The organism is Pseudomonas sp. UBA1879, assembly GCF_002338065.1.
Taxonomy (GTDB): domain Bacteria; phylum Pseudomonadota; class Gammaproteobacteria; order Pseudomonadales; family Pseudomonadaceae; genus Aquipseudomonas.
The window spans coordinates 313,106-337,643 of sequence record NZ_DDHJ01000014.1 but is presented as its reverse complement, the minus strand read 5'-3'; the positions used below and the strand labels follow the sequence as shown (position 1 = coordinate 337,643).

Here is a 24,538-nt window from a genome sequence, read left to right as displayed (position 1 = left end):
CCAGCTTTTTGATCGAGATAAAAACCATATAAATCAATGGCTTAATAGCGACTCGGAGAAGCATCCTACGCGCAAGCTGCACGATTCAACATTTGGCATCGTGCGTATTGCACGAAGAGGTGGGGCAAAGTGTCGCGGGGTCTGATCGCTGTTCACGGACTGCAGATCGAAGAACGGCACATTGTGGGAGGAAACTTGCTGCTCAAAAGCCAGCCGCATCAACGATCACTGTCGCAGAGGTTGATCAGCCTTCGTCAGCGAGCTCCCACGGGATCGCGCCAGCCACAGTAGAAAAACAGCCGGATTAAGTTACCCCGCAGTGCGGGTCATCACCCGCAACGTATCGGCGTCTACACCTTTGACCCCACGAATGTTTCGTGCGATTTCAACAGCCAGCTCTTTCTCGGCGTAATTGGCAACCACCCCATCCAGGCTGACAACGCCGCTTTTGGTTTCCACTTTTATATTGAGTCCATCGAGATTGCGGCTGTAGATCAGGCTCGATTTCACCTTGCTCGTGATCCACGCATCGCTGAATTCCTCGCGGACGCTGCTGGCCTGGGCTTCGTTCTGCTCCTTGATCGCTTGGGTGTCGCGAGCGCTGACGCTGATGAGGTTGTTCACCTCAGTCACGCCATCGGTGTTGCTCGCCAGGCTGCCGGCCAGTTGCTTGGCCTCAGCATCTTTCGCCTGCCCCTTCAACGTCACCATACCCTTGGCGGAGGTCACGTCGATGTTCAATCCTTCGGTCACGCTGTTCCATAGCAGCTTGGACTTGATGGTTGCCGTCAGCGTCGCGTCGTCGAAGCGTTGGGCCATATTGGCCTTGGTACCAGGTTCAGCCGCTACCTGCGGGTCGATCTGCAATTGGTTGTCGACGTTGTTGATGCCCTGCGTGTCGCTCGCAATCTGCGTGGCCAAGTCCTTGTCGACGGCATTCTCGACCTTCCCCGTAAGCGTTGCAGTCCCTTGCTCGACCTTCACGCCGATATTGAACGGGCTCAGATGGCGGTTGAGGGCGAACGCCGTCCAGATCGAGCCCTCTTGGCGCGCTTCAGCCAGCTGCGTTTGCAGATCACCTTGGGCGGCGTGAGCGATAACGGGCATCGTCACCAGCCAACCGGTGGTGGCCACGGCCAAGACGATTTTCTTCAACGGGTGCATGGCAGTTCTCCAGACAATTGCAAAAAGGGCTACTGGAGAGACTTTGTATTTGCGCGGATGTTCTGCACCCGACAATCCTAGGAACAGTTCCCGCTCGATGTAGGAGACAGATAACCGACCTTGTAGGGCGTAAATCAATGCGCTGTCTGAAATTTCCGCAGATAGCTACCATGCAACGCGCCGAATCAATCAGAATGAACCATGCAACTTGCCCGATTTTTCCGGGACTAACCAAGATCATTTACTTAGGAGCGTAGGAAAAATGGAAGCAGCCACTGAGAATCAGGGCCGTATTCTGCTTGTGGATGATGAATCCGCCATCCTTCGCACCTTCCGCTATTGCCTGGAAGATGAAGGCTACAGCGTCGCCACCGCCAACAGCGCGGCTCAGGCAGAGGCGCTGTTGCAACGTCAGGTGTTCGATGTGTGCTTTCTGGATTTGCGTCTGGGCGAAGACAACGGCCTGGACGTATTGGCGCAGATGCGCATTCAAGCGCCCTGGATGCGCGTGGTGATTGTCACCGCGCATTCGGCTGTCGATACGGCGGTCGACGCCATTCAGGCCGGCGCCGCGGATTACCTGGTGAAACCGTGCAGCCCTGACCAGTTGCGACTGGCCACGGCGAAGCAGCTTGAAGTGCGTCAATTGTCGGCGCGTCTGGAAGCGCTGGAAGGCGAGGTGCGCAAGCCCAAAGATGGCCTGGATTCCCACAGCCCTTCGATGATGGCGATTCTGGAAACGGCCCGTCAGGTTGCCAATACCGACGCGAACATTCTGATCCTCGGCGAATCAGGGACCGGTAAAGGCGAGCTGGCGCGAGCGATCCACGGCTGGAGCAAACGGGCGAAAAAGGCTTGCGTCACCATCAACTGTCCTTCGCTCACGGCCGAGCTGATGGAAAGCGAGCTGTTCGGTCACAGTCGCGGCGCGTTCACTGGGGCCAGCGAAAGCACGCTGGGTCGGGTGAACCAGGCAGACGGCGGTACGTTGTTCCTCGATGAAATCGGCGATTTCCCACTCACGTTGCAGCCCAAACTGCTGCGTTTCATTCAGGACAAAGAGTACGAGCGCGTGGGTGACCCGGTGACCCGTCGTGCCGATGTGCGCATCCTCGCGGCCACCAACCTGAATCTGGAAGACATGGTTCGCGAAGGCCGTTTCCGTGAAGACTTGCTGTACCGCCTGAACGTGATCACGCTGCACCTGCCGCCTTTGCGCGAACGCGGCGAAGACATCCTCACGCTGGCGGACCGGTTTCTCGCCCGCTTCGTCAAGGAGTATGGCCGTCCTGCCAGAGGCTTCAGCGAGGATGCCCGCAGCGCGCTGGTGAACTACCGCTGGCCCGGTAACATCCGCGAGCTTCGCAACGTCATCGAACGGGCGAGCATCATCTGCCCGCAGGAAAAAGTCGAGATCAGCCATTTGGGGATGGGTGAGCAGCCGACCAACAACGCTCCGCGCGTGGGTGCCGCACTCAGTCTGGACGAGCTGGAAAAAGCACACATCGGCGCGGTCTTGGCCACCAGCGACACACTCGATCAAGCCGCACGCACGCTAGGCATCGACGCCTCGACGCTGTACCGCAAACGCAAGCAGTACAACCTGTGACCGTGCGCCCATGAGGTTCGCGATGAAGTTGCGTACTCGACTCTTTCTCAGCATCTCGGCGCTGATGACGGTCGCGTTATTTGGCCTGTCGCTGGGGCTGGTCAGCGTCATGCAGATGGCCAAATCCCAGGAGGATTCGATCCACGACAACTTCATCACGCTGGATATCGGCCTCAAACTGCGGCAGAACCTGGGCGATCAGTTGGTCATGCTGCTCAAAGACACGCCGGATCAAACAGCGCTCAAACAGAACCAGGCACAGTTTCAGGAGCTGCTCGATCAGGGCATCGATCACGATCAGCAGACCAACACCAACAGTGGCTTTGAAAAAGCGCGGGGCGACTACGAGCATTTCCTCAAAGCACTCGAAAACGCTGGCAGTAGCGCTGATGCACTGAACGACAACCAATCGGTCACCGCTGCCTTCAATACGTTGCGCAACGGCTTGCTGGACGCCCACCGTCAGGCGTTAGAGAACATCAGTCACGCCGAAAGCGCTTCCCGTAGCCGCGCTCTATGGGTCGCGGCCTTGTTGGGCCTGGTCGGCCTGGCGGTGCTGGCCATCGGCTTCGTCACAGCCCACGGCATCGCTCGCCGCTTTGGTGCGCCTATCGAAGCGCTGGCCAAGGCAGCGGACAAGATTGGCCAAGGCGACTTCGAGGTCATGCTGCCGATCTCGTCGTCCGCCGAAATGAACCAGTTGACTCGACGTTTCGGGATCATGGCCGAGGCATTGCGTCAGCATCAGGTCACCAACGTCGATGAGCTGCTGGCAGGGCAACAGCGTTTGCAGGCGGTGCTCGACAGCATCGACGACGGCTTGTTGATGATTGACCGTCAAGGGCGTCTCGAACACCTCAACCCCGTCGCGCAACGGCAGTTGGGCTGGGAGGAAGGGCGTTTGGGTCAGGGGCTTGGGGAAGCGCTGCAGCGTCCGGAACTGGACGAGCAGTTATACCTGGTGCTGCGTGGCGGAACGCTGGAGCGAGCGCCGGAAGACTTATCTATCGACATCGACGGCGAAACTCGTCTGTTGACGTACAGCCTCACGCCCGTCAGTCATACGAAAGGTCATATCCTCGGGGCGGTGATGGTGTTGCACGATGTAACGGAGCAGCGCGCCTTCGAACGCGTGCGCAGCGAGTTCGTGCTGCGCGCCTCCCATGAACTACGGACCCCGGTGACGGGCATGCACATGGCGTTCGGCCTGTTACAAGAGCGTGTGCATTTCGCCCCTGATTCGAGGGAGACGGATTTACTCAAGACCGTCAACGAAGAAATGCAGCGTCTGATGCAACTCATTAACGATCTGCTGAATTTTTCGCGTTATCAAAACGGCCTGCAAAAGCTCACGCTTGCGCCCTGCGACGTGGGCGATCTGCTCACTGAGGCCCGTCAGCGCTTTGCCGCGAGCGCGCAGGAACTGGACGTGATGGTTCTGTTGGAAGTGCAGGAACCTTTGCCACGCCTGCAAGCCGACAAGGCTCAACTGGAGCGGGTGCTGGACAACTTGCTCGACAACGCCCTTCGCCACACCCCCGAATCCGGGCTTATTCGGCTTCAAGCCCGCCGACACGGAGAGCGGCTGATCATCAGCGTGGAAGACAACGGCGAGGGCATCGCCTATGGCCAACAAGCGAGGATTTTCGAACCCTTCGTGCAAGTGGGTCGTAAAAAAGGTGGGGCAGGGCTAGGCTTGGCCCTGTGCAAAGAAATCGTACAACTTCACGGCGGACGCATGGGCGTGTACTCACGGCCAGGGCAGGGCACACAGTTCTATATGGCGCTGCCGTTGTAAGCGATGCTGCTAATCCGACTCTGCCTTCAGCGTCTATCGCTCGCGTTGCGGTGGGTTGCACATCCCAGACGGGCGCTGCGCTAGCAGGCGGTTCCGGAAAAACGACGGCGGCGAAGCGGTGGTCAGGTGACTTGTCTTTTACCGACCCACCGCCATCGCGGCCGTCGTGCCTCCGGCGGCTCCTACTGTCATTGCGGTGGATTGCACCTCCCGGTCCGCCGGCTCGCCCTGTAACTGCGGTAAACCGCACATGTTAGCGACTGGCGCCGAATCAGTAGGAGCCGCCGGAGGGACGACGGCCGCGAAGCGGTGGGTCAGGCGCACCGGGTCTTCAAGTTTCGCGGCCTTTGGCCAGGATTAAAGCCTCACGCTACGTCATCGGCCCTGCGCCCGGCATTGCGACGGCCACCGGTGACCAGCTCGGTGAATTTGGCGGCGGTGAGGGGACGGGCGAAGAGCCAGCCTTGGCCGTAAATGACGCCTTCGCTCTTGAGCAGCAACGCCTGGGACTCGAATTCGATGCCTTCAGCGATCACTCGCAATTGCAGCGCGTGGGCCATGCGGATGATGTGCGGCGCCACACCGCTGCTGGCGGCGTCATGCCCGAGGGCGTCGATGAAGGCCTTGTCGATCTTGAGGCAATCGACCGGCAGGGTTTGCAGATACGCCAGGCTGCAGTAGCCCGTCCCAAAGTCATCAATCAGCACCTGATGCCCACGATCTCGCAACGCCTGCAGATGATTGCGCGCGACCACAACGTCTACCAGACCCCGCTCGGTCACCTCAAACGCGATCTGCCGAGGAGCAACGCGATGCAACGCCAGCAGTTTTGCGGTCACCCGGCCAATACGCGGAGCCATGACATCGCAAGCGGCCAGGTTCACCGACACATACAAATGCGGATTGGCGCGCAGCAGGTGCCCAAGCTGTTCGAGCAACTGCTGCAAGACGAAATCGGTGATCTGGCGAATCTGGCCGGTATTTTCAGCCAGCGGGATAAACAAATCGGGACTGGTCAGAGTGCCGTCAGGTCGTCGCCAACGCACCAACGCCTCAGCGCCCACGCATAGGCGGGTATTAAGATCGAAGATCGGTTGATACAACACTTTCAGCTCACCCCGGCGCAGCGCGCCGTGCAGTTCGCCGCCCAGCGACTGGCGTTGACGAACGAGCTGCAACACCAGAATCCCGATGCACAGCGACACCAGAACGCTTGCAGGGACCAGCAGCCACCAGGCCCCGGTGATTTTTTGCTGCAAGCCGTTGCGCGGCGTGATGAGCACTAACTGATACTCCGGACTCTGCGTGGGCATCCGGTAGACCAACTTGTCCTGAGTGGTCATCAGTGTTTCAACGGTGGTCGGGGACCAATCGGGGGTAGGGGGCCAAGACTGCGGAGGGCCCAGCACCGGCACGGCTTTTTTGCCCTGGTCGAGCACGACCACCAGACTGCCGCCGGCAGGCAGATCGACCACATCGGTCAGGTGCCCACGAGACGTCGACACGCGAAAATCACCACGCCCCAGCATCAGCGAGGCGAGGTTGTCGTCTGGCTGAGTGGAGGTGTTTAGCCAATAGTCATAAGTGGGGCCACGAATGTCCGGCGCGCGGCGCTTGCCGATCATGCTTTCGCGGGTCCAACTGGAACACGTCTGCGTGTCGCTCACATACGCCACTTCATAAATGAAGCGATAGCGCGAGTTGACCTGACGCAGCTGTTCAACCATTTGGGGGCTGCAACCCCGTAAAGGCTGAGCTTCCAACTGATCGAGGCCTGCGCGAAGCTGGCCGAAAAGCTGCTCGAGGCGCACCAGGAAGCGCTCGCCCTGAGCGTTCATTTGCGCGCTTTCTTCCTGCTTGGCCTGATGCATCGCCAGCCCGAAACTGCCCGCCAATAGCACAACAGCACTCAACAACGCCGCGAGCAAAGCCAGGAGCGAAGGACGATAAAAGACTGAGCGTAATTGCGATGAAGCCGTGAACATCGGCCAATATCCAATGGAATACCCATCAGTTATAGCAACAAGTACAGAAATAGCCCGTTAAAAATCATCCGCAATGCAAATTAATGCTTTGAATTCAACACGTGCAGCATGGCTGCGCTCTGCAGATCAGGTTCACCGTCAAATTTTTGTGGTCGGTAGTGCATCTGAAATGCCGCAAGCACGTGACGCGTCGCGATGTCCCATTCACCCGTTTGCGGGGTCGGGTAACCCAGCAACGCCAGTTGTTGCTGAAACCAGACTACGCTGGGCAGCACGCCCATCATCTGCGCCTGTTGCTGTGCCACCTGCTGTTCATCCGGCCAAATGCCCAAGCCTTCCTTCGCCAGCCGTTTCCACGGGAACAGCGGGCCCGGATCGAGCTTGCGCAACGGCGCGATGTCACTGTGGCCGATCACGTGGCGTGGCTCGATGTTGTTGCGTTTGACAATGTCTTTGAGCAACACGATCAAGGCCTGAATCTGAGCTTCGCTGTAGGGGTACCACAAACGCCCGGTCGGGGTGTCGCGATAGCCCGGGTTGACGATTTCGATGCCGATGCTGCTGGAATTGAGCCAAGTGCGGCCGTCCCATTCGCTCTCTCCGGCATGCCAGGCACGCTGACTCTCATCCACCAGCTTGAAGACGGTGGCCGGGCCGTCGCCTATCAAATAATGGGCGCTGACCTCTCCATGGGTCAGCAGCGCGAGCGACCGCTCCAGTGATGCAGAGGTGTAATGGACCACCACGAATTGCGCGCGACTGTCGAAGTTCACGGAGGGATGGCTGGTGTCTAGCTTCGGCCCGCTGGAGCAGGCCGTTAGCAGCAGGGTCAGGAAAAATGCGCAGAAAGACTTCATATCGAGACAGAACACTGAGGCAGATAATGCAACAGTGTAACGTAATGGGGCGTCGGCGCCCAAAGTTGCGATGAGGCGAGGTTGAAGGCGGCGTGGGTTACCCCTGTTCGATGCGATTTCGACCGTTATCCTTGGCTCGATACAAGGCCTGATCTGCGCGCTTGAGTACAAGATCGCTACGTTCACCCGGCCTGAACAGGGTAATGCCCATTGAAACGGTGATCGTGACAGGCTCGCCCTTGAAGTGAAACGGACACTGCTCGACGGTCTCGCGAAGACGCTCCAGCAGCGCCACGCCGTCCGCCATTGACGTGTCAGGGAGCAGTACGACGAACTCTTCGCCGCCGAAACGTGCGATGAAATCCGAGCCCCGCAAGCGCTTTTTTATCTGCGCGGCGACAATCTTCAACACCTTGTCGCCGGCCAAATGGCCGTAGCCATCATTGATGCGCTTGAAGTGATCGAGATCAAGAATGCCAAGCAAAAGGCTCGATCGACGTTTTTGTACTTGAGCGACTTCATGCTCAAGACGCTCGTTCCAGGCCGCACGATTCGGCAGACCGGTCAGCGTATCGATAAGGGCTTTTTGCCGTTGCTCTTCGAGGTGCGCGCGGAAGCCCACCGCTTCCTGCTCCATGGTGGCAACCCGGCATGCGAGGGATTGCAGCCGCGAAGCCACTTCCTGCTCTCGCGCATCACGCTGTTGTTGATGTGCGTCCATGGTGCCAAGCAAGCCTTCCAGCCGGGTTTCCAGAATCGTTTTCAGGCTGGTGAGGTCGGCCGCTTCCTGCACACTGGTCTGCAGATCGCCTACATGCTCGCGTAACTGATCATTCATCTCGCGGGAAGCGATCTGCTGCCCGGCGTGATCGTCGCTGGCCGCCTGCAGGTTGGCCTGGAACGACTCCAGGCGCTCGTTCAACTGTTTCAAGTACAGCTCGAATTCGTGCTGGCCGCTGTCGGTGATGGCCAGCATCAGCACCACAAGATCGTCGAGGATCGGCAGCAGTTCGTACCAGTTCAGTCCATGTTCGAGCCGCAGGCGCATGGCTTCAGCCTGTGGCCTGTGGTGCTCAGGGAGGGTCAGATCATCGAGCAGGCCAAGCAGCGTTTCTTCGATGTGCGCCGCAACCGAGCTGTAGCTGGGCTCAGGGGAAGACGGCAACGCGTACGGTCCATCGTCTTCGGCTCCCTCGGTCTTCTCCGCTTTAGCGGTCTCCTCGGTGTCGTCAGGCCCTTCTTCATCGTAGCCGGAGTCTTCAGCCGCCTCTTGAACAGCTTCGTTTTCTCCCGCTTCAGCTTCGGCAGGCTCGATGGCCTGCTCTTCACGTGTGGGCTCTTCCTTGGTGAGCGCCGCTTCACTGGCCACATCAGCGCTGGCGACATGAGCGGGCTCCGGCTCGGCAATAGCGTCCGTGACAGCGTTCGCGGCTGAGTCAGCACCTGGGGAATCGGGTTCCGCGTGTAGAACCGACGATGACCCCGTCGCAGGCTCCGGATCACTGGATTGAGCCTCGGCCACCGCGGCCGGCACCTCGACCTGCGCTGCGGTGGCGAGGGAAGTGGCAGGGGCCACGGGGTGCTCGACAATGTCCGACGGCGGCGCTTCGTTGGTCCACTGTGCCGCCTGCGAGGGGCGTGCTTCGGGGGACTCGTCATCGTCGTTCTCATTCTCGTCAGCCCAAGCCGGCACCACATGCTTCGGCGCCTCGGCATCTGGCTGGACGGGTGAGTGGAGAACCTCCACTTGCTCGGCTGCGGCATCGCGATTGCCAAACAAACGCTGCAAGAAACCCGGGCGCGCCGCCTCTTCAGGGTGTTCGATCACGGACAGCGCCTTGCCCTGCAAGCCACTCAGTTCGCTCAGCAACAATGGTAATTCTCGAGCCTGATCGACACGGTCTTCGAGATGCTTGGCGAAACGCTTGAGCGGTTTGGCAACTTCACGAGGCAGGGGCAGCGACTGCAATTGACTGACCAGCGAGGTCAGGGCCGTACCCATTTGCTCGATCCGCTGCTCGCGGCGCTGCTCGGAATCCAGCACGGCTTTTTCCAGCCGTGGAATCAGCGCCGCCAGCCCGGCGTCCATATCGTCCTTGCGCACGATTTCGCGCATTTCCTTCATGCACTGATCAACCGCCTTGTCAGCCCCCTCAGCCGCCAGACTGCTGCGCACGAGACCGCGCCGCAGCAAGTCGAGGCGGGCGTTCCAGCGCTTTTCGAGCTTGTCCTGTTGCTCGATGCTCTTGAGGTATTTTTCTTTCCAGCGTTCGGCTTCGTCGCTCATTCCGGGGGCTCACGGGGAGATAAGCTTGTTATCGGCAGGGAGTCACCGATTAATGAGGCGGGCAAGCGAATCTCCACCGCAACCGGCAGATGATCGGAAATGGGCTGAGCCAGCACCTGCACTTTTTCAAGCGTCAGGGTCGGGCTGAGAAGAATGTGGTCCAGACAGCGCTGCGGGCGCCAGCTGGGAAACGTGGCTTCGATCTGCGGTGCCAGCAGGCCTAGATCACGCAGGGGCGAGGTTTCCAGCAAATCGGCGGCATGGGTGTTCATGTCCCCCATCAGCACCTGATGTTTGTAACCACCGATCAACTCACGAATGTACGCCAGTTGCCGGGTTCGGGTCCGGGCGCCCAGCGCCAGGTGCATGACGACCACGACCAACGCATCTTCACCCTCACCGAAGCGAACCAGAATCGCGCCGCGACCCGAAGGGCCTGGCAGGGGGTGATCTTCAATGTCCCAGGGTCGCAGGCGGCTTAGCACCCCATTGCTGTGCTGGGCGAAACGTCCGAGGTTGCGATTGAGCTGCTGGTGCCAGTAGGGGAATGAGCCCAACTGGGCGAGGTGTTCGACTTGATTGACATAGCCCGACCTCAGGCTCCCGCCATCGACTTCCTGCAGGGCGACCAAATCATAGTCGTTCAGCAGGTTGCCGATCTTTTGCAGGTTTCCGGCCCGACCGTTGTGGGGCAGCAGGTGCTGCCAGCCACGGGTCAGATAATGCCGGTAGCGCTCGGTGCTGATGCCCACCTGAATATTGAAGCTGAGCAGCCTGAGCCTGCCATCGGCGGGCAATCCGGTTTCCTGCAGGTGTCGCTCGTTGACCTTGGGAATATGCCGGGCAACGGTGCGTTCAGTACCCCAGCGCGTCATGATCGGCGCTTACTTGGCGGTCAGCGCTTCGCGCTCTTTGGCGATCAGCTGATCAGCCACCTGCAGCGTTTGCTCAGGACCACCGGCAGAGCCCAGGTCGAAGCGGTATTTGCCGTTGACGATCATGGTCGGGACGCCAGAAATTTCATACTTCTTGGCCAGTTCCTTGTACTGGGCGATCTTGCCCTTCACAGCGAACGAGTTGTAAGTCTCGAGGAATTTCTGCTTGTCCACGCCTTGAGTGGCCACGAAGTCAGCCATGTCATTCGGGTCAGTCAGACGCTTGCCGCCCTTTTGGATGGCATCGAACACAGCCGAATGAACCTTGTGCTCTACGCCCATGGTGTCCAGGGTGATGAACAGTTGGCCGTGGGCATCCCAAGGGCCGCCAAACATGGCAGGAATACGAATGAAGTGAACGTCAGCCGGGAGTTTTTCAATCCATGGATTGATGGTCGGCTCGAAGGCATAGCAATGTGGGCAGCCGTACCAGAACATTTCGACGACTTCGATCTTGCCCGGCTCTTGGACTGGAACGGCGCTGCTCAGCTGGACATATTGCTTACCGGCTTCGATCGGCTCTGCCGCCTGGGCAGTCAGACCGAACAGGCTGGTGAACACCAGAGCGGCGCTGAGAATCAGATTACGCATGCTTAACTCCTGGGCATGAAAAGTCACCTCGGTGGCCGCATAGGACCGGGTCGGGTGATACGAGTTCGCAAGTGTAACGCTTGCGCGCACAAAAAAGGGCAGCCGTTCGCCACCCTTTTTGGCCCGTTGGCACGATAAGCGTGAGCAACCTTTTCCGACCGTCGAATCACCACGAATCAAGGTCTTAGGGTTAATCCAGGCTTAATGCAGGCCCTGTATGTAGGCCGCCAATGCATCGATATCTTTATTGCTGAGTTTGGAGGCGATAGTGCGCATGACCATGGTGTCGCCGTCGTTGGTGCGATCCCCCTCGCGGAACGCTGTCAGCTGCTTTTTCACGTAGTCCGCGTGTTGCCCACCCAGACGAGGAAAGCCTGCCGCAGCGATGCCTGCGCCGTTGGGTGAATGGCAGCCAGTGCATGCGGGCATGCCTTGATCGAGCTTGCCTCCGCGAAACAGCGCCTCCCCGCGCGCGACGAGATTCGCGTCCGCCGCGCCGGCGCTGCCTTTCTGGCCGGAAAAATAAGCGGCGATGTCGGCCAGATCCTGATCATTCAGCGGGTTCAGCATGCCGGTCATCTCCAGCACTGTGCGCTTACCGTCTTTTATTTCGTGCAGTTGCTTGAGTAGATAGCGCTGGCCCTGTCCGGCGAGTTTCGGAAAACCGGGGGCCATGCTGTTACCATCCGGGCCGTGACAGGCGCCGCACACAACAGCTTTCGCCTGGCCAGCGGCGGGATCTCCCACGATCACATCAGCGGCGCGCGCTGCGCCGGGAATGCCCAGCAGCAGAAGCAGACTCACCAACAGCTTGTTCATCGGCTGATCAACTCATTTTTGTTGTTGAGGTGAGGTGAGTCCGACTTCTTCGGACGTCACCCTGCGACGGGACACGCACACACGAAATGGGCGGCAATATATACTTGCGCCATCGAACGGAAAACGACACACGTTGCCGCACCCTCGCCGCAACGCCTCACCGGATATCCCATGCAACTCAAGAACCCGATCCTCGGCTTGTGCCAACAAGCCAAGTTCATGCTCAGCGCTGCCAAAGTCGATCAATGCCCCGATGACGAAGGTTTCGAAGTCGCCTTCGCCGGTCGCTCCAACGCAGGCAAGTCCAGTGCGCTGAACACCCTGACCCACGCCAGTCTGGCACGCACGTCGAAAACTCCCGGCCGTACTCAGTTGCTGAACTTCTTCAGTCTGGACGACGATCGCCGCCTGGTCGACCTGCCAGGCTACGGCTACGCGAAAGTGCCCATCCCGCTGAAACAACACTGGCAGCGGCATCTGGAAGCCTATTTGGGAAGCCGGGAAAGCCTGAAGGGTTTGATCCTGATGATGGACATTCGCCACCCCATGACCGACTTCGACCTGCTGATGCTCGACTGGGCCATCGCCAGCGGTATGCCGATGCACATCCTGCTGACCAAGGCTGACAAGCTCACGTTCGGCGCTGCGAAGAACACGCTGCTCAAAGTGCAGTCGGAAATCCGCAAGGGCTGGGGCGATGCCGTGACGATACAGCTGTTTTCCGCGCCTAAACGCATGGGCCTGGAAGAGGCGTACACCGTTCTCGCCGACTGGATGGAACTGGAAGACAAAGCGCCTGCGGCCTGAATCGCAGGCAAAAAAAACCCCGGACTTCATATGGGGAGGGGAAGTTCGGGGTCTAAGTCCAGACCTTTAGGGAAAAGTCCGGATATCTGCCAACACTTAACACAACATAGGAGCATGAATGGCTACGTCAGCCATTCGCAACCTCTGACCGGGGTTTGTACTAAGAAGTTCAAAAACCGGGGAAATTTCATGTTGGCAGCGCAGGTAGAAGGCACCGCTCAGTGCACCCAGTCCTCGTAGGACAACTGCGCAACCCGGCTGAACTCCCTCAAGTTGTTGGTAACAAGCACGCAGTCATTGGCGATGGCATGCCCGGCAATGGCGGTGTCGTTTCCACCGATGACAAGACCTGCTTCGGTCAGTTGGCGCTTGACCTCGATGGTGGCATCAACGGCATGCCTGTCCCACGGCAAAACCTCATCCAGACGCTTAACAAACTCATCGACCAGCGTCTTATGCCTGGGCGATGCTTTTTTGCCGATCTGCCCGTAGCGCATCTCGGCGTAGGTGATTGCAGAGATCACGATCCGGTTGCTACGCGAGACTTCCGCAGCAAGGCGTCGCAAGACTGACTCTGGACGCTCGCGCATGATAAAGGAACAAATGCAGGTATCGAGCATGTACACCGTCACAGCTCGAACCTGCCTTCATCATTAATAACCATCGGGCGTTCCTGCAGAAAGTCGCCATCGGCAACCGGCAAATCGGCCAGTGAAAGCCAACTAGAGCGAACCGGGCGCAGCGTGATGGTATCGCCCTCGCGGGTGATCTCCAGCTCACCGACGCCCTCGTAACTCATATCGGTGGGAAGGCGGATTGCTTGATTCTTGCCGTTTTTGAAGATTGACACCGTGCGCATGATTTGACCCTGCATATGCCTGACCTATGCAATATAAATACGCCGTCAGACCTATGCAAGACCTATGTCTGGTTTGAGATCAATGCGCCTCATCCCAGTTGTTGCCCACGCCCACTTCCACCAACAGCGGCACGTCCAGTTCTGCGGCGCCACTCATGTGCACGCGGATGTCCTGGCTGATCTGCTCGACGAGGTCCTCGCGCACTTCCAGCACCAGTTCGTCGTGGACCTGGAGGATCACGCGAGCATCCAGCCCTGACGATTCCAGCCAGCCATTCACCGCGACCATTGCGCGTTTGATGATGTCGGCGGCAGTGCCTTGCATTGGCGCGTTGATCGCCATGCGTTCGGCGCCTTTGCGCAGGGCCTGGTTTTTTGCGTTGATGTCCGGCAGGTACAGGCGGCGCCCGAAGATGGTCTCGACGAAACCCTGCTCGGCGGCCTGGGTACGCGTACGCTCCATGTACTCGAGCACGCCTGGGTAGCGCGCAAAGTAACGATCGACGTACGCCTGGGATTGCTTGCGATCGACGCCAATCTGCTTGGCCAGACCAAATGCGCTCATGCCGTAGATCAGACCGAAGTTGATCGCCTTGGCGCTGCGACGCATATCGTTGGTCACCTCTGCCAGTTCCACACCGAAAACCTCACCCGCCGTGGCGCGGTGGACGTCCAGGTCGTTGCGGAAGGCATGCAACAGGCCCTCGTCTTTCGCCAGATGCGCCATGATCCGCAGTTCAATTTGCGAATAATCCGCCGCCAGCAGTTTGTAGCCCTTTGGGGCGACAAATGCCTGACGGATCCGACGACCTTCGGCGGTGCGGATCGGGATGTTTTGCAGGTTCGGGTCGCTGGACGACAAACGCCCGGTCACGGCCACGGCCTGATGATACGAGGTGTGGACTCGTCCTGTGCGCGGGTTGATCTGCTCCGGCAAACGGTCGGTGTAGGTGCTTTTCAGCTTGCTCATCGAGCGGTACTGCATCAGCACCTTGGGCAGCGGAAATTCCTGTTCCGCCAACTCCGCCAACACCGCTTCAGCCGTGGAAGGCTGGCCAGTCGCGGTCTTGCTGATGATCGGCATGCCGAGCTTTTCGTAGAGGATCACCCCGAGCTGTTTCGGCGAACCGAGGTTGAATTCTTCGCCCGCAATGGCAAACGCCTCGCGCTCCAGCTCGGTCATTTTGTTGCCCAGCTCGACGCTCTGTATCCCCAGCAGGTTGGCATCGACGTACGCACCCTGACGTTCGATGCGTGCCAGCACGGGCATCAATGGCATCTCAATGTCATTCAACACGGGCGCCAAACTTGGGGTTTTTTCCAGTTTCGCCTGCAGGACTTCGTGCAAGCGCAGGGTGAGGTCCACTTCCTCAGCCGCGTAGATACCCGCTTGCTCAAGTGCGATCTGATCGAAGCTCAGTTGCTTGGCGCCTTTCCCTGCGATGTCCTGGAAGTTGACCGGCGTGTGACTCAGGTATTTCGCGACCAGGCTGTCGCGGTCATGGCGAGTGGCGGTCGAGTCCAACACGTAGGATTCGAGCATCGTGTCGAATTTGACGCCCTGCACGTGGATGCCCTGCGCCTGATCGCCGCCGATGGCGCAGTTGGCCAGCAAGTTGATGGCGAACTTGGCGTGCTGACCGACCTTGACCTTGCTCGCGTCTTCAAGCATCGGCTTGACGGCCTTCAGGACGTCGTCGCGATCGAGCTGCTGCGGCACGCCCATATAGGAATGAGTCAACGGGATGTAGCAGGCTTCATGGGTCTTGATGGCAAAGGACAGCCCGACAATCTGCGCGCGCTGGGCATCGGTGCCATTGCTCTGCGCCACGAAAGCGAACAACTTGGCGGCTTGAAGCTTCTTCAGCCAATCGTCGAACTGCGTCTGTTCCAGAATCAGTTCGTACTTGGCTTCGATGACCGGGGCAGGCTCTTCAGGCGCAGCGATTTCTGTACCTTCCTGCTTGGCGTCCCGTTGCAGGTCGTTGATCCAGCTTTTGAACTCAAGCTCGGTGTACAGCGCGAGCAGGGCTTCGCGATCCGGTTCGCCGCAGTGCAAGGCATCCAGTTCAATGTCCAACGGCACATCGATCTTGATGGTCGCCAACTGGTAGGACAGGAAAGCCATTTCCTTGTGTTCTTCAAGCTTGGCGGGTAATGATTTTGCGCCGCGAATCGACAGCGTCGGCACCTTGTCGAGGTTGTCGTAAAGCTCTTTCAAGCCGCCGCCGATCCCGACCAGCAGACCTGCAGCGGTTTTCTCGCCTACGCCAGGAACGCCGGGGATGTTGTCGACTTTGTCGCCCATCAAGGCGAGATAGTCGATGATGTGTTCAGGACCGACGCCGAATTTCTCTTTCACGCCCGCCACATCCAGCACGCTACCGGTCATGGTATTGACCAGGGTAATGTGCCCGTCCACCAGCTGCGCCATGTCCTTGTCACCTGTGGAAATGACCACTGGACGGTCGGCCGCCGCGCTGCTGCGGGCCAGGGTGCCAATCACGTCGTCGGCTTCGACGCCTTCGACGCAGAGCAGCGGGTAACCCAGGCCGCGTACGCAATTGTGCAAGAAATCGATCTGCACGCGCATGTCGTCCGGCATGCTCGGACGATTGGCTTTGTACTCAGCAAACATTTCATCGCGGAACGTGCCGCCTTTGGCGTCGAAAACCACGGCAAAGGGGCTGTCGGGATATTGTTTGCGCAGGCTCTTGAGCATGTTCAGCACGCCTTTGACCGCACCGGTAGGCAAGCCTTTGGACGTGGTGAGTGGCGGCAGCGCGTGGAAGGCGCGGTACAGGTAAGAAGAACCGTCCACCAGGACGAGAGGCGCTTGACTCATGTGAGGGATCAACCTTTTCGGCGGGGTCGGCGCTAGAATGCGGGGACCGTTGACGACAAAGGCACAAGGTTATCATGCGCGCGCTAAATCGCCTGTTACTGGTCGGCTGGATGGCTGCGTGCCCGCTGATGGCGGCGGCCGATGATGACGCACCGTCCGCGGAGCCTGACGTCACGATCCGCAAGGACGGCGACAACTTCGTTCAGGAATACAAGGCCAACGGGTTCGTTTACGCGGTCAAAATCACGCCGAAACACGGCAAGCCGTACTATCTGGTGCGTGCAGACGGCACGAGCGGTCAATTCATTCGTTCGGATCAACCGGACATGCTGATTCCCCAATGGGTATTATTCAGCTGGTAACGCCCTACATTCACTTTTTGCTGGCAGTGTTCATATGTCCGTTTTTACTCCCCTGGCTCGGCCCGAGCTGGAAGCTTTTCTCGCCCCTTACGGGCTCGGCCAACTGCGTGATTTCCAAGGCATCGCAGCCGGAAGTGAAAACACCAATTTCTTTATCAGCATGGAAAAAGGCGAGTTCGTGCTGACGCTGGTCGAGCGTGGTCCGGTGCAGGAGATGCCATTCTTCATCGAATTGCTGGACGTGCTGCACGATGCCGATCTGCCCGTGCCTTACGCGTTGCGCACTACTGACGGCCAGGCGTTGCGGGAGCTGAAAGGCAAACCGGCGCTGCTGCAACCGCGCCTGTCGGGCAAGCACCCGAGTGACCCTAACACTCAACACTGCATGCAGATCGGCGAGTTCCTGGCGCACATGCATCTGGCAACCCGCGAGAAAACCATCGAACGCCGCACCGATCGGGGCCTGGAATGGATGCTCAAAGAGGGCACCAACTTCATCTCGCATCTGAACCAGGCTGAAGGGTCGCTACTGAAGGCCTCGGTCGAAGAAATTGCCCGCGAACAGGCCAGGATCATGGCCTTGCCGCGCGCCAACGTGCACGCCGACCTGTTCCGTGACAACACGTTGTTCGAAGGCACGCACCTGACCGGCGTCATCGATTTCTACAATGCCTGTTCGGCGCCGATGCTGTATGACGTGGCGATTGCGGTGAATGACTGGTGTTCGTTCGAGGATGGCAGCATCGACGCACCGCGGGCTCGCGCATTGTTGGGGGCGTACGCGGCGCTGCGTCCGTTCACAGCGGCAGAAGCGCAATTGTGGTCGACAATGTTGCGCGTAGGCTGCGTGCGATTTTGGGTGTCGCGCCTGATTGCGGCCGAGAGTTTTGCCGGGCAAGACGTGTTGATTCACGACCCGGGCGAATTCCGCAAGCGGCTGGAGCAGCGTCAGGAAACACACATTCCGCTGCCGTTTGCGTTGTAAGCGTTAGCCTGGTCCGCCGGGTCGGCACTGCTGACCCATAACTGCGGGAGTGAACTTGCTCACAAAGAGGTCAGTACATCCGAACCCTTGGCGGGCCTGGAATGCAGTCTTCGTGGGCAAGCTCACTCCCACAGAATTCATGCAGCCTCACGCCCTAAGCGATTCACGCCAGTTGAAGGCAACGCCTATCACAACGACTCCAGACACCCCGCCAGATCATCCGCCAGCTTGCTCAACACGTGCTCATACCCTTGCGCGGTCGCAGGGGTATAACCGCCTAAACCGTCCAGCTCTGCCAGCTTCACTGGCAAACCTGCGCTCAGGGTGTCGGCCAACTTGGGGCGCAATGGCGGCTCACTGAACACACAGGTCTTGCCATATTCCGCCAGCCGCGCGCGCATGGCGGCGACATGCTGGGCGCCGGGCTGGACTTCGTGACTCACCGCGAACACCCCGGCATGCTTCAAGCCATAAGCCTCTTCGAAATAATCGAAGGCTTCATGAAACACAAAATATTTCTTATCGGTGATGCCCGCCACGCGCTGCTTGATCTTCGCGTCCAGCGCGTCCAGCCGTGCATCGAAGGCTTTGACGTTGCTGTCGTAGCGAGCGGCATTTGCAGGATCGGCCTCGCTCAGATCAGCCGCCATCTTCGCCGCGATCACCCGGGCGTTGACGGTGGATAACCACAGATGCGCATCGACGCTGCCGGGGCGGTGATCGTGATCATGCTCGTCGTCATCATCATCGTCGTGATGCGCGCTGCTGGCGGTGAACGTACGCAGATGCATGCCGGGCAGCGATTGAACCGGCACCGAGGCTTTAGTGCGACCGGCGAGCACGCGGGGCAGGAAAGTCTCCATGTCGGGCCCGATCCAATAGAGCAGATCAACGTCTTGCACGCGCCGTACGTCGGAAGGGCGCAGTGCATAGTTATGCGGCGAAGCCCCTGGCGGCAGCAACACTTCCGGCACGGCAATGCCGTCCTGCACGGCCGCTGCAATCAGCTGTAGCGGCTTGATACTGGTCAGCACACGAACGTCGGCCTGGGCGGGGGTGATAGCGGAAAAGCCTGTGATAAAAACGACAAAAAGTAAAAAAAGTCGGGACACGATGACCACTCATGGGGGCAGGAACGGGTAACATAATAACGTCTCTCACAAAAGCCGTCGCCGCCCATGTCTAAAACACCGCTGGCCAGTCGCCCTCACGATCACTCTCATTGCGTCCACAGTGCGCTTGCTGAAGCCGATGCGCTCTGCGCTGGCAAAGGCCTGCGCCTGACCGCTCTGCGTCGTCGCGTGCTGGAGCTGGTCTGGCAAAGCCACAAGCCACTGGGCGCTTACGACATCCTCGCCGTTCTGAGCGAAGAAGATGGTCGCCGTGCCGCGCCGCCGACGGTTTATCGCGCGCTGGATTTCCTCCTGGAAAACGGCCTGGTGCATCGCATTGCCTCACTCAACGCCTTCGCCGGGTGTAACCACCCGACCCATGCGCATCAGGGCCAGTTCCTGATCTGCCGCGCTTGCCACGCCGCCATTGAGCTTCAGCACGGCGCTATCAGTGCGGCCATCGTCAGCGCCGCCAACGAAGTCGGTTTTGACGTTGAAACCCAAACTGTCGAAATCGTCGGGGTGTGTGCTGGCTGCAAGGCTGCCTGATGAGCGACGCATTGATTCGCCTGCAGGGCGTTAGCGTTACGCGCTCTGGGCAGAGCGTGCTGGACAACATTCAGCTGAGTGTCAGCTCTGGCGAAATCGTGACCCTGATCGGCCCCAACGGCGCGGGCAAGACCACGCTGGTGCGCGCCGTTCTTGGCCTGCTCAAACCCGACGCGGGTGATGTCTGGCGCAAGCCCAAGCTGCGTGTGGGTTACATGCCGCAAAAACTTCATGTGGATCCGACGCTACCGTTGTCAGTCCTGCGTTTTCTGCGGCTGGTGCCGGGGGTTGATCGCGATACGGCACTGGCGGCATTGGTTGAGGTCGGCGCCGAAAAAGTCATCGACAGCCCGTTGCAGGGCATTTCCGGCGGCGAAATGCAGCGAGTCTTGCTGGCCCGCGCGCTGCTGCGTGAGCCTGAATTGCTGGTCCTCGACGAACCTGTGCAGGGCGTGGACGTGGCCGGGCAGGCCGAGCTTTACGCGCTGATCACCCAACTGCGCAATCGCCATAAGTGCGGCGTGCTGATGGTGTCCCACGATCTGCATTTGGTGATGAGCACGACCGATCAGGTGGTCTGCCTGAATCGCCATGTTTGCTGCTCCGGCCATCCCGAGCAGGTCAGCAACGACCCGGCGTTTGTCGAGCTGTTCGGCCAAAATGCGCCGAGCCTGGCGATCTATCACCACCATCACGACCACGCCCACGACCTGCACGGCGAGGTTTGCCAACCCGCCGAACACACTCACGACCATCCTCCCGCTCACAACCATGACCACGGGGACAGCTGCAAGCATGGCTGATTTTCTACTTTATGCCTTGCTCGCAGGCCTCGCGCTGGCAGTGGTTGCAGGCCCCCTTGGGTCGTTTGTGGTCTGGCGGCGCATGGCCTATTTCGGCGACACCTTGTCTCACGCGGCCTTGCTCGGCGTGGCGCTGGGCTTTTTGTTGGACATCAGCCCGACCATCGCGGTGACGGTCGGCTGCCTGCTGCTCGCGATTCTGCTGGTCACCCTGCAACAACGTCAGCCGCTGGCCTCCGACACGTTGCTAGGTATTCTCGCCCCCAGCACGTTGTCCCTCGGGTTGGTGGTGCTGAGTTTCATGCGTGAAGTGCGCATCGACCTGATGGGCTACCTGTTCGGCGATCTGTTGGCGATCAGCCCCGCCGACCTGGCCTGGATTCTAGGCGGCAGCGCGGCCGTGCTGGTGTTGATCTGCGCGCTGTGGCGCCCGTTGCTGGCGATCACGGTGCACGAAGAACTGGCCACCGTTGAAGGCCTGCCCGTTGCGGCGTTGCGTATGACGTTGATGTTGTTGATTGCGGTCGTGATCGCCGTGGCCATGAAAATCGTCGGCGTGCTGCTGATCACGTCGCTGTTGATCATCCCTGCCGCTGCGGCCCAACGTCACGCCCGCTCGCCGGAGCAAATGGCCCTCGGCGCCAGCGTGATCGGCATTTTGGCGGTGTGTGGCGGACTGGCCCTGTCATGGTTCAAGGACACGCCTGCAGGCCCGTCGATTGTGGTCTGCGCCGCCGCGCTGTTTCTGCTCAGCTTCCTTTTGCCCAAGCGGTAGAACCTTGCTCGGGATGCAGAGTCATACTCGGCAATCATTGAATGGCGGCAATGTGCAATGATTCGGTTCAGCGTCGCCGATGGTGATCAGTTATTTTCGGTGCAAGGCACTTATGTGTAGACTTGCTCGTTTTTTGCGCAAATAGAGAATCGCAGGAATGAAGCCGTTCGCATCCCGTTATCTGCTGCTTGCTGCATTTTCCATTCTGTTGGGCGCTTGCCAGAGCAAGCCCGTCGAGCAGACCGTCTCAGTGGCGGCCCCCGACGCCTACCAGCAGTTGGAACAGAACATTGCCAGCAGCGAATTGGCCACCGCTGAAGATCAACTCGCCGCTTTGCAAAGCAAGAACGCTGACGACCCGCGTCTGGAGCAATACCAGCGCCAGCTGGCCGAGGCTTACTTGAGCCGCAGCCAGATCGTATTGCAGAAGGGCGATGTCAACGCCGCTGCCACAGCCCTCAGCCGTGCCCGCGCCTTGATGCCTAAAGCGCCCGCGCTGACCAGCGGGGTCAATGGCGCCATCGCCAACGCGCGCAAGGCCGAGCTCGAGAAAGCCGAAGCCGAACTGCGCGCTGCCGAAGCCAAACGCACTGCCAAAATCATTGACCCGACCGTTGATAGCACTACCATTGCACTGAAAATCACCGATTCGAAACAACTGCGGCGCCAATTGAATGACATCGCTGCCGATATCACGGCTTTCAACTGCGACGTGACTGTCCAAGTGCCGCGCACTGACGACTATCCGTGGCTGGCAACACTGTTGACCAAGCGGGTAACGAAGATCAATCCGGATTTCGAGTTGCAGATCCAGCGTGAGATCGAGAAGACTGAACCTGCGCAGATTGTTTTGAAACCCGCCAAGCTCTGATCACTTTTTGATCAAAAGAAAGGCGTTGCCCTCACAGGCAACGCCTTTTTTATTGGATTGACACAACTATTGACATAACGACTGTGGGAGCCAGCAAACCGCCTCCCCCAGGTTCGGGGTGAGTCAGACCCACCCTCACAGCACGATTACGCAGGAATCGCCTTAGCCTTCGGCTCACGCGCCCATACGCGATGCTGTTTGATGGCTTCGAAGAAGGCGTTGAACGATTTGGTGTCCGACACCGCCAACAGCCCCGCGTCCGCTTCCAGACGCAACAGGTCGATCAGCTCTTTCGCTTCGCCAGCGTAAGAGATGGCTTTGAGGTGCTTATAAGCCTCAAGCACGTAATGCAACGCCACGCCGTTACCGCTGAGCGCTTTGATCGACGCCGCGCCTCCTGGAATGAAGACCGCGTCGAAGGCAATCGACGGCAACCCTTCAATCGACGCATCCACTGCCAGGGTCTGGCCGCCTGCGGTTTTGACCGGTGCCGAGGTCGGACCAAGGATTTTGGCGTGCGCGGCTTCTGCTTCGAGTGCTGCTTTCATCGCCGCTACGGCTTTGTCGTCCACGCCATCGGCAATGATGATTGCCACTTTGCGGGACGCGATGTCACCAGACAGCAGATTGGTCTGACTCAACAGAGGCGACTTATCCACGGTTGGCTTACCGGTTTTCTGAGCCTTAACGGTTGGGCCTTTCGGCGCTGGCAGACCCAGATTGGCGGCGACACGCGTAGCAAGGGTCATGTCGATATTGGCGAGAATCTCGTTCACCTGACGTGCACGAATGTATTCTCGCTCGACTTTGCCCAGTTCGAAGCTGTAAGCCGCGATGATGTGCTCTTTCTCATGTTCGCTCATGCTGTTGAAAAACAGCGTGGCTTGGGAGAAGTGATCGCCGAACGAAGGGCTGCGCTCGCGAACCTTGTGCGCTTCTACACGCTCTTGATAAGTCTCGAAGCCACCATCTTCAGGGCCTGCCGGTGTCTCTTTCGGCCAGCCACCGTCGATGGAATTTGGCTCGTAGGACGCACGGCCTTTGTCGATGGTCATGCGGTGCTGAGCATCGCGCTGGCCACTGTGGTTCGGCGAGACCGGGCGATTGATCGGAATCTCGTGAAAGTTCGGACCACCGAGTCGGCTGATCTGCGTATCCGTGTAGGAAAACAGACGGCCTTGCAGCAGCGGGTCATTGGAGAAGTCGATTCCCGGCACCACGTGGCCTGGACAGAAGGCAACTTGTTCGGTTTCGGCGAAATAGTTGTCCGGGTTGCGGTTGAGCACCATCTTGCCCAGTGGCGTAACCGGCACCATTTCTTCAGGGATGATCTTGGTTGGGTCCAGCAAGTCGAAATCGAACTTATGTTCGTCTTCTTCGGCGACGATCTGCACACCCAGTTCCCACTCGGGATAGTCGCCCGATTCGATAGATTCCCACAGGTCGCGGCGGTGGTAGTCAGTGTCCTTACCGGCAAGTTTCTGCGCCTCATCCCACAACAGCGAGCAGGTGCCGTATTTCGGCTTCCAGTGGAATTTGACGAACGAGGATTTGCCCTCGGTATTGATCATGCGGAACGTGTGAATGCCGAAGCCCTGCATGGTGCGCAGGCTTTTTGGAATCGCGCGGTCGGACATGGCCCAGATCACCATGTGCGCCGACTCTGGCACCAGCGACACGAAATCCCAGAAGGTGTCGTGTGCCGATCCGCCGGTAGGAATCTCATTGTGCGGCTCAGGTTTCACGGCATGCACGAAGTCAGGAAATTTGATGGCGTCTTGAATGAAAAAGACCGGCATGTTGTTGCCGACCAGGTCGTAGTTACCCTCGGCGGTGTAAAACTTCACCGCAAAGCCGCGCACGTCGCGAACGGTATCGCCCGAGCCGCGTGGGCCTTGCACGGTGGAAAATCGAACGAAGACAGGGGTCTTTTTCCCTGGGTCGCGCAAGAATTCGGCCTTGCTCAGCGCGGAATGGTTTTCATAGCTTTGAAAATAGCCGTGGGCCGCTGTACCGCGAGCGTGGACGATACGCTCCGGGATGCGCTCATGGTCAAAGTGAGTGATCTTTTCACGCATGATGAAGTCTTCGAGCAGCGATGGACCTCGATTGCCGACCTTCAGCGTGTTTTGGTTATCGGAGACTTTCACACCTTGGTTGGTGCGCAGGGCCTGGCCAGTAGCGTCGGAACGGAATTGCTCAAGACTGTCGAGCTTTTCGTTGGTGTTGCCCCGATCCAGAGTGTCGGTGCCTGCCAGTTCGCTTTTCGGTGTCGCCGTTACAGGTGTAGGTTTTTTCGTAGCCATCGGACAAAGACTCCTCGGTTCAGGCGGCTCTTTTCTCGGTGTCCCGTGGGGGAAATCGGTATGAGCTCGTTAAGCAGGAATTTCCCGGACAACTCACAGGGAAAATTCGGCGCTAATGTAGTGACTGAGGATGAAAATGAGCGTTCCGTGTTTTTTCGCACCTTTGGTCTACCGTTGCTCCATTGACGATGCAGCCCGATATGACCGTTCGGCAGGTGA

Annotated in this window: 20 protein-coding genes and 1 pseudogene; 9 read left to right on the top strand and 12 right to left on the bottom strand. The window is 59.0% G+C overall.

Translation table 11 applies throughout. The features are described 5' to 3' along the window. Positions 1 to 309: 309 nt before the first annotated feature. The gene (locus B3N48_RS14995) at positions 310 to 1,164 is read right to left on the bottom strand and encodes a BON domain-containing protein (RefSeq protein ID WP_296184969.1); all 855 of its coding nucleotides are present in this window, start codon (positions 1,162 to 1,164) and stop codon (positions 310 to 312) included. A 262-nt stretch (positions 1,165 to 1,426) separates the two neighbouring features. Between B3N48_RS14995 and algB the strand changes: the two genes are divergently transcribed. Together algB and B3N48_RS14985 are read left to right on the top strand one after the other, a co-directional pair. Continuing rightward, positions 1,427 to 2,773 (top strand): sigma-54-dependent response regulator transcription factor AlgB, encoded by a 1,347-nt coding sequence (algB, locus tag B3N48_RS14990; RefSeq protein ID WP_296184967.1) that lies wholly within the window; start codon positions 1,427 to 1,429, stop codon positions 2,771 to 2,773. Positions 2,774 to 2,783: 10 nt separating this feature from the next. Continuing rightward, positions 2,784 to 4,571, top strand: coding sequence for a KinB sensor domain-containing domain (locus B3N48_RS14985; RefSeq protein ID WP_296184966.1), 1,788 nt, complete (start codon positions 2,784 to 2,786; stop codon positions 4,569 to 4,571). A gap of 365 nt (positions 4,572 to 4,936) precedes the next feature. On the opposite strand, the gene B3N48_RS14980 is transcribed toward B3N48_RS14985, so the two are convergent. The 6 genes from B3N48_RS14980 to B3N48_RS14955 form a co-directional block, all read right to left on the bottom strand. Further along, positions 4,937 to 6,556 carry an EAL domain-containing protein gene (locus B3N48_RS14980; RefSeq protein ID WP_296184964.1) on the bottom strand — a complete coding sequence of 540 codons (1,620 nt, stop codon included), beginning with the start codon at positions 6,554 to 6,556 and terminating at the stop codon, positions 4,937 to 4,939. Positions 6,557 to 6,636: 80 nt separating this feature from the next. Continuing rightward, positions 6,637 to 7,413 carry an N-acetylmuramoyl-L-alanine amidase gene (locus tag B3N48_RS14975; RefSeq protein ID WP_296184961.1) on the bottom strand — a complete coding sequence of 259 codons (777 nt, stop codon included), beginning with the start codon at positions 7,411 to 7,413 and terminating at the stop codon, positions 6,637 to 6,639. Positions 7,414 to 7,510: 97 nt separating this feature from the next. After that, on the bottom strand, positions 7,511 to 9,700 hold the full coding sequence (locus B3N48_RS14970; RefSeq protein ID WP_296184960.1) for a GGDEF domain-containing protein: 2,190 nt from the start codon (positions 9,698 to 9,700) through the stop codon (positions 7,511 to 7,513). Next, a complete protein-coding gene (locus B3N48_RS14965) occupies positions 9,697 to 10,578 on the bottom strand; it encodes an endonuclease/exonuclease/phosphatase family protein (RefSeq protein WP_414704244.1) in 882 nt (293 codons plus the stop codon). The genes B3N48_RS14970 and B3N48_RS14965 overlap by 4 nt, the downstream gene beginning before the upstream one ends. 6 nt (positions 10,579 to 10,584) lie before the next feature. After that, positions 10,585 to 11,226: a thiol:disulfide interchange protein DsbA/DsbL gene (locus tag B3N48_RS14960; RefSeq protein ID WP_296184947.1), complete on the bottom strand. Its 642-nt coding sequence runs from the start codon at positions 11,224 to 11,226 to the stop codon at positions 10,585 to 10,587. Between the two features lie 201 nt (positions 11,227 to 11,427). Then, positions 11,428 to 12,045 (bottom strand): c-type cytochrome, encoded by a 618-nt coding sequence (locus B3N48_RS14955; protein ID WP_296184946.1) that lies wholly within the window; start codon positions 12,043 to 12,045, stop codon positions 11,428 to 11,430. A gap of 171 nt (positions 12,046 to 12,216) precedes the next feature. On the opposite strand from B3N48_RS14955, the gene yihA reads away from it, so the two are divergent. After that, positions 12,217 to 12,852 carry a ribosome biogenesis GTP-binding protein YihA/YsxC gene (gene yihA, locus B3N48_RS14950; RefSeq protein ID WP_062386430.1) on the top strand — a complete coding sequence of 212 codons (636 nt, stop codon included), beginning with the start codon at positions 12,217 to 12,219 and terminating at the stop codon, positions 12,850 to 12,852. Positions 12,853 to 13,070: 218 nt separating this feature from the next. On the opposite strand, the gene B3N48_RS14945 is transcribed toward yihA, so the two are convergent. From B3N48_RS14945 to polA, 3 genes are all read right to left on the bottom strand, one after another. After that, the gene (locus B3N48_RS14945) at positions 13,071 to 13,484 is read right to left on the bottom strand and encodes a type II toxin-antitoxin system VapC family toxin (protein WP_296184943.1); all 414 of its coding nucleotides are present in this window, start codon (positions 13,482 to 13,484) and stop codon (positions 13,071 to 13,073) included. Continuing rightward, on the bottom strand, positions 13,481 to 13,711 hold the full coding sequence (vapB, locus tag B3N48_RS14940) for a type II toxin-antitoxin system VapB family antitoxin (RefSeq protein WP_296185032.1): 231 nt from the start codon (positions 13,709 to 13,711) through the stop codon (positions 13,481 to 13,483). Before vapB ends, B3N48_RS14945 begins: the two co-directional genes overlap by 4 nt. Positions 13,712 to 13,790: 79 nt before the next feature. Further along, positions 13,791 to 16,556: a DNA polymerase I gene (gene polA / locus B3N48_RS14935; RefSeq protein WP_296184942.1), complete on the bottom strand. Its 2,766-nt coding sequence runs from the start codon at positions 16,554 to 16,556 to the stop codon at positions 13,791 to 13,793. 74 nt (positions 16,557 to 16,630) lie between these two features. Between polA and B3N48_RS14930 the strand changes: the two genes are divergently transcribed. Then, complete coding sequence (locus tag B3N48_RS14930) at positions 16,631 to 16,918, top strand: DUF2782 domain-containing protein (RefSeq protein ID WP_296184940.1); 288 nt, start codon at positions 16,631 to 16,633, stop codon at positions 16,916 to 16,918. 34 nt (positions 16,919 to 16,952) lie between these two features. Then, entirely contained in the window at positions 16,953 to 17,903 is a 951-nt protein-coding gene (locus tag B3N48_RS14925; protein WP_296184939.1) for a homoserine kinase, read from the top strand. A gap of 188 nt (positions 17,904 to 18,091) precedes the next feature. On the opposite strand, the gene znuA is transcribed toward B3N48_RS14925, so the two are convergent. After that, entirely contained in the window at positions 18,092 to 19,015 is a 924-nt protein-coding gene (gene znuA, locus B3N48_RS14920) for a zinc ABC transporter substrate-binding protein ZnuA (protein ID WP_414704240.1), read from the bottom strand. A 66-nt stretch (positions 19,016 to 19,081) separates the two neighbouring features. Between znuA and B3N48_RS14915 the strand changes: the two genes are divergently transcribed. The 4 genes from B3N48_RS14915 (at position 19,082) to B3N48_RS14900 (ending at position 22,013) form a co-directional block, all read left to right on the top strand. Next, on the top strand, positions 19,082 to 19,564 hold the full coding sequence (locus B3N48_RS14915) for a Fur family transcriptional regulator (RefSeq protein WP_296184935.1): 483 nt from the start codon (positions 19,082 to 19,084) through the stop codon (positions 19,562 to 19,564). Continuing rightward, positions 19,564 to 20,367 (top strand): zinc ABC transporter ATP-binding protein ZnuC, encoded by an 804-nt coding sequence (gene znuC, locus B3N48_RS14910; RefSeq protein ID WP_296184934.1) that lies wholly within the window; start codon positions 19,564 to 19,566, stop codon positions 20,365 to 20,367. Before B3N48_RS14915 ends, znuC begins: the two co-directional genes overlap by 1 nt. After that, on the top strand, positions 20,360 to 21,142 hold the full coding sequence (znuB, locus tag B3N48_RS14905; protein WP_296184933.1) for a zinc ABC transporter permease subunit ZnuB: 783 nt from the start codon (positions 20,360 to 20,362) through the stop codon (positions 21,140 to 21,142). Before znuC ends, znuB begins: the two co-directional genes overlap by 8 nt. Before the next feature lie 157 nt (positions 21,143 to 21,299). After that, positions 21,300 to 22,013 carry a PA5502 family lipoprotein gene (locus tag B3N48_RS14900; RefSeq protein WP_296184931.1) on the top strand — a complete coding sequence of 238 codons (714 nt, stop codon included), beginning with the start codon at positions 21,300 to 21,302 and terminating at the stop codon, positions 22,011 to 22,013. Positions 22,014 to 22,159: 146 nt separating this feature from the next. Here the strand turns inward: B3N48_RS14900 and katE are convergent. Then, positions 22,160 to 24,331: pseudogene (gene katE, locus B3N48_RS14895) on the bottom strand (catalase HPII); the annotation flags it as partial. Positions 24,332 to 24,538: the final 207 nt, after the last annotated feature.

Bases quoted from the DNA above. Each gene is read 5' to 3' on its own strand.
- znuB (WP_296184933.1), top strand. From the start codon at position 20,360: ATGGCTGATTTTCTACTTTATGCCTTGCTCGCAGGCCTCGCGCTGGCA.
- B3N48_RS14915 (WP_296184935.1), top strand. From the start codon at position 19,082: ATGTCTAAAACACCGCTGGCCAGTCGCCCTCACGATCACTCTCATTGC.
- B3N48_RS14960 (WP_296184947.1), bottom strand. From the start codon at position 11,226: ATGCGTAATCTGATTCTCAGCGCCGCTCTGGTGTTCACCAGCCTGTTC.
- polA (WP_296184942.1), bottom strand. From the start codon at position 16,556: ATGAGTCAAGCGCCTCTCGTCCTGGTGGACGGTTCTTCTTACCTGTAC.
- B3N48_RS14930 (WP_296184940.1), top strand. From the start codon at position 16,631: ATGCGCGCGCTAAATCGCCTGTTACTGGTCGGCTGGATGGCTGCGTGC.
- yihA (WP_062386430.1), top strand. From the start codon at position 12,217: ATGCAACTCAAGAACCCGATCCTCGGCTTGTGCCAACAAGCCAAGTTC.
- B3N48_RS14980 (WP_296184964.1), bottom strand. From the start codon at position 6,556: ATGTTCACGGCTTCATCGCAATTACGCTCAGTCTTTTATCGTCCTTCG.
- B3N48_RS14975 (WP_296184961.1), bottom strand. From the start codon at position 7,413: ATGAAGTCTTTCTGCGCATTTTTCCTGACCCTGCTGCTAACGGCCTGC.
- B3N48_RS14970 (WP_296184960.1), bottom strand. From the start codon at position 9,700: ATGAGCGACGAAGCCGAACGCTGGAAAGAAAAATACCTCAAGAGCATC.
- B3N48_RS14900 (WP_296184931.1), top strand. From the start codon at position 21,300: ATGAAGCCGTTCGCATCCCGTTATCTGCTGCTTGCTGCATTTTCCATT.
- znuC (WP_296184934.1), top strand. From the start codon at position 19,564: ATGAGCGACGCATTGATTCGCCTGCAGGGCGTTAGCGTTACGCGCTCT.
- algB (WP_296184967.1), top strand. From the start codon at position 1,427: ATGGAAGCAGCCACTGAGAATCAGGGCCGTATTCTGCTTGTGGATGAT.
- vapB (WP_296185032.1), bottom strand. From the start codon at position 13,711: ATGCGCACGGTGTCAATCTTCAAAAACGGCAAGAATCAAGCAATCCGC.
- B3N48_RS14995 (WP_296184969.1), bottom strand. From the start codon at position 1,164: ATGCACCCGTTGAAGAAAATCGTCTTGGCCGTGGCCACCACCGGTTGG.
- B3N48_RS14985 (WP_296184966.1), top strand. From the start codon at position 2,784: ATGAGGTTCGCGATGAAGTTGCGTACTCGACTCTTTCTCAGCATCTCG.
- B3N48_RS14955 (WP_296184946.1), bottom strand. From the start codon at position 12,045: ATGAACAAGCTGTTGGTGAGTCTGCTTCTGCTGCTGGGCATTCCCGGC.
- B3N48_RS14925 (WP_296184939.1), top strand. From the start codon at position 16,953: ATGTCCGTTTTTACTCCCCTGGCTCGGCCCGAGCTGGAAGCTTTTCTC.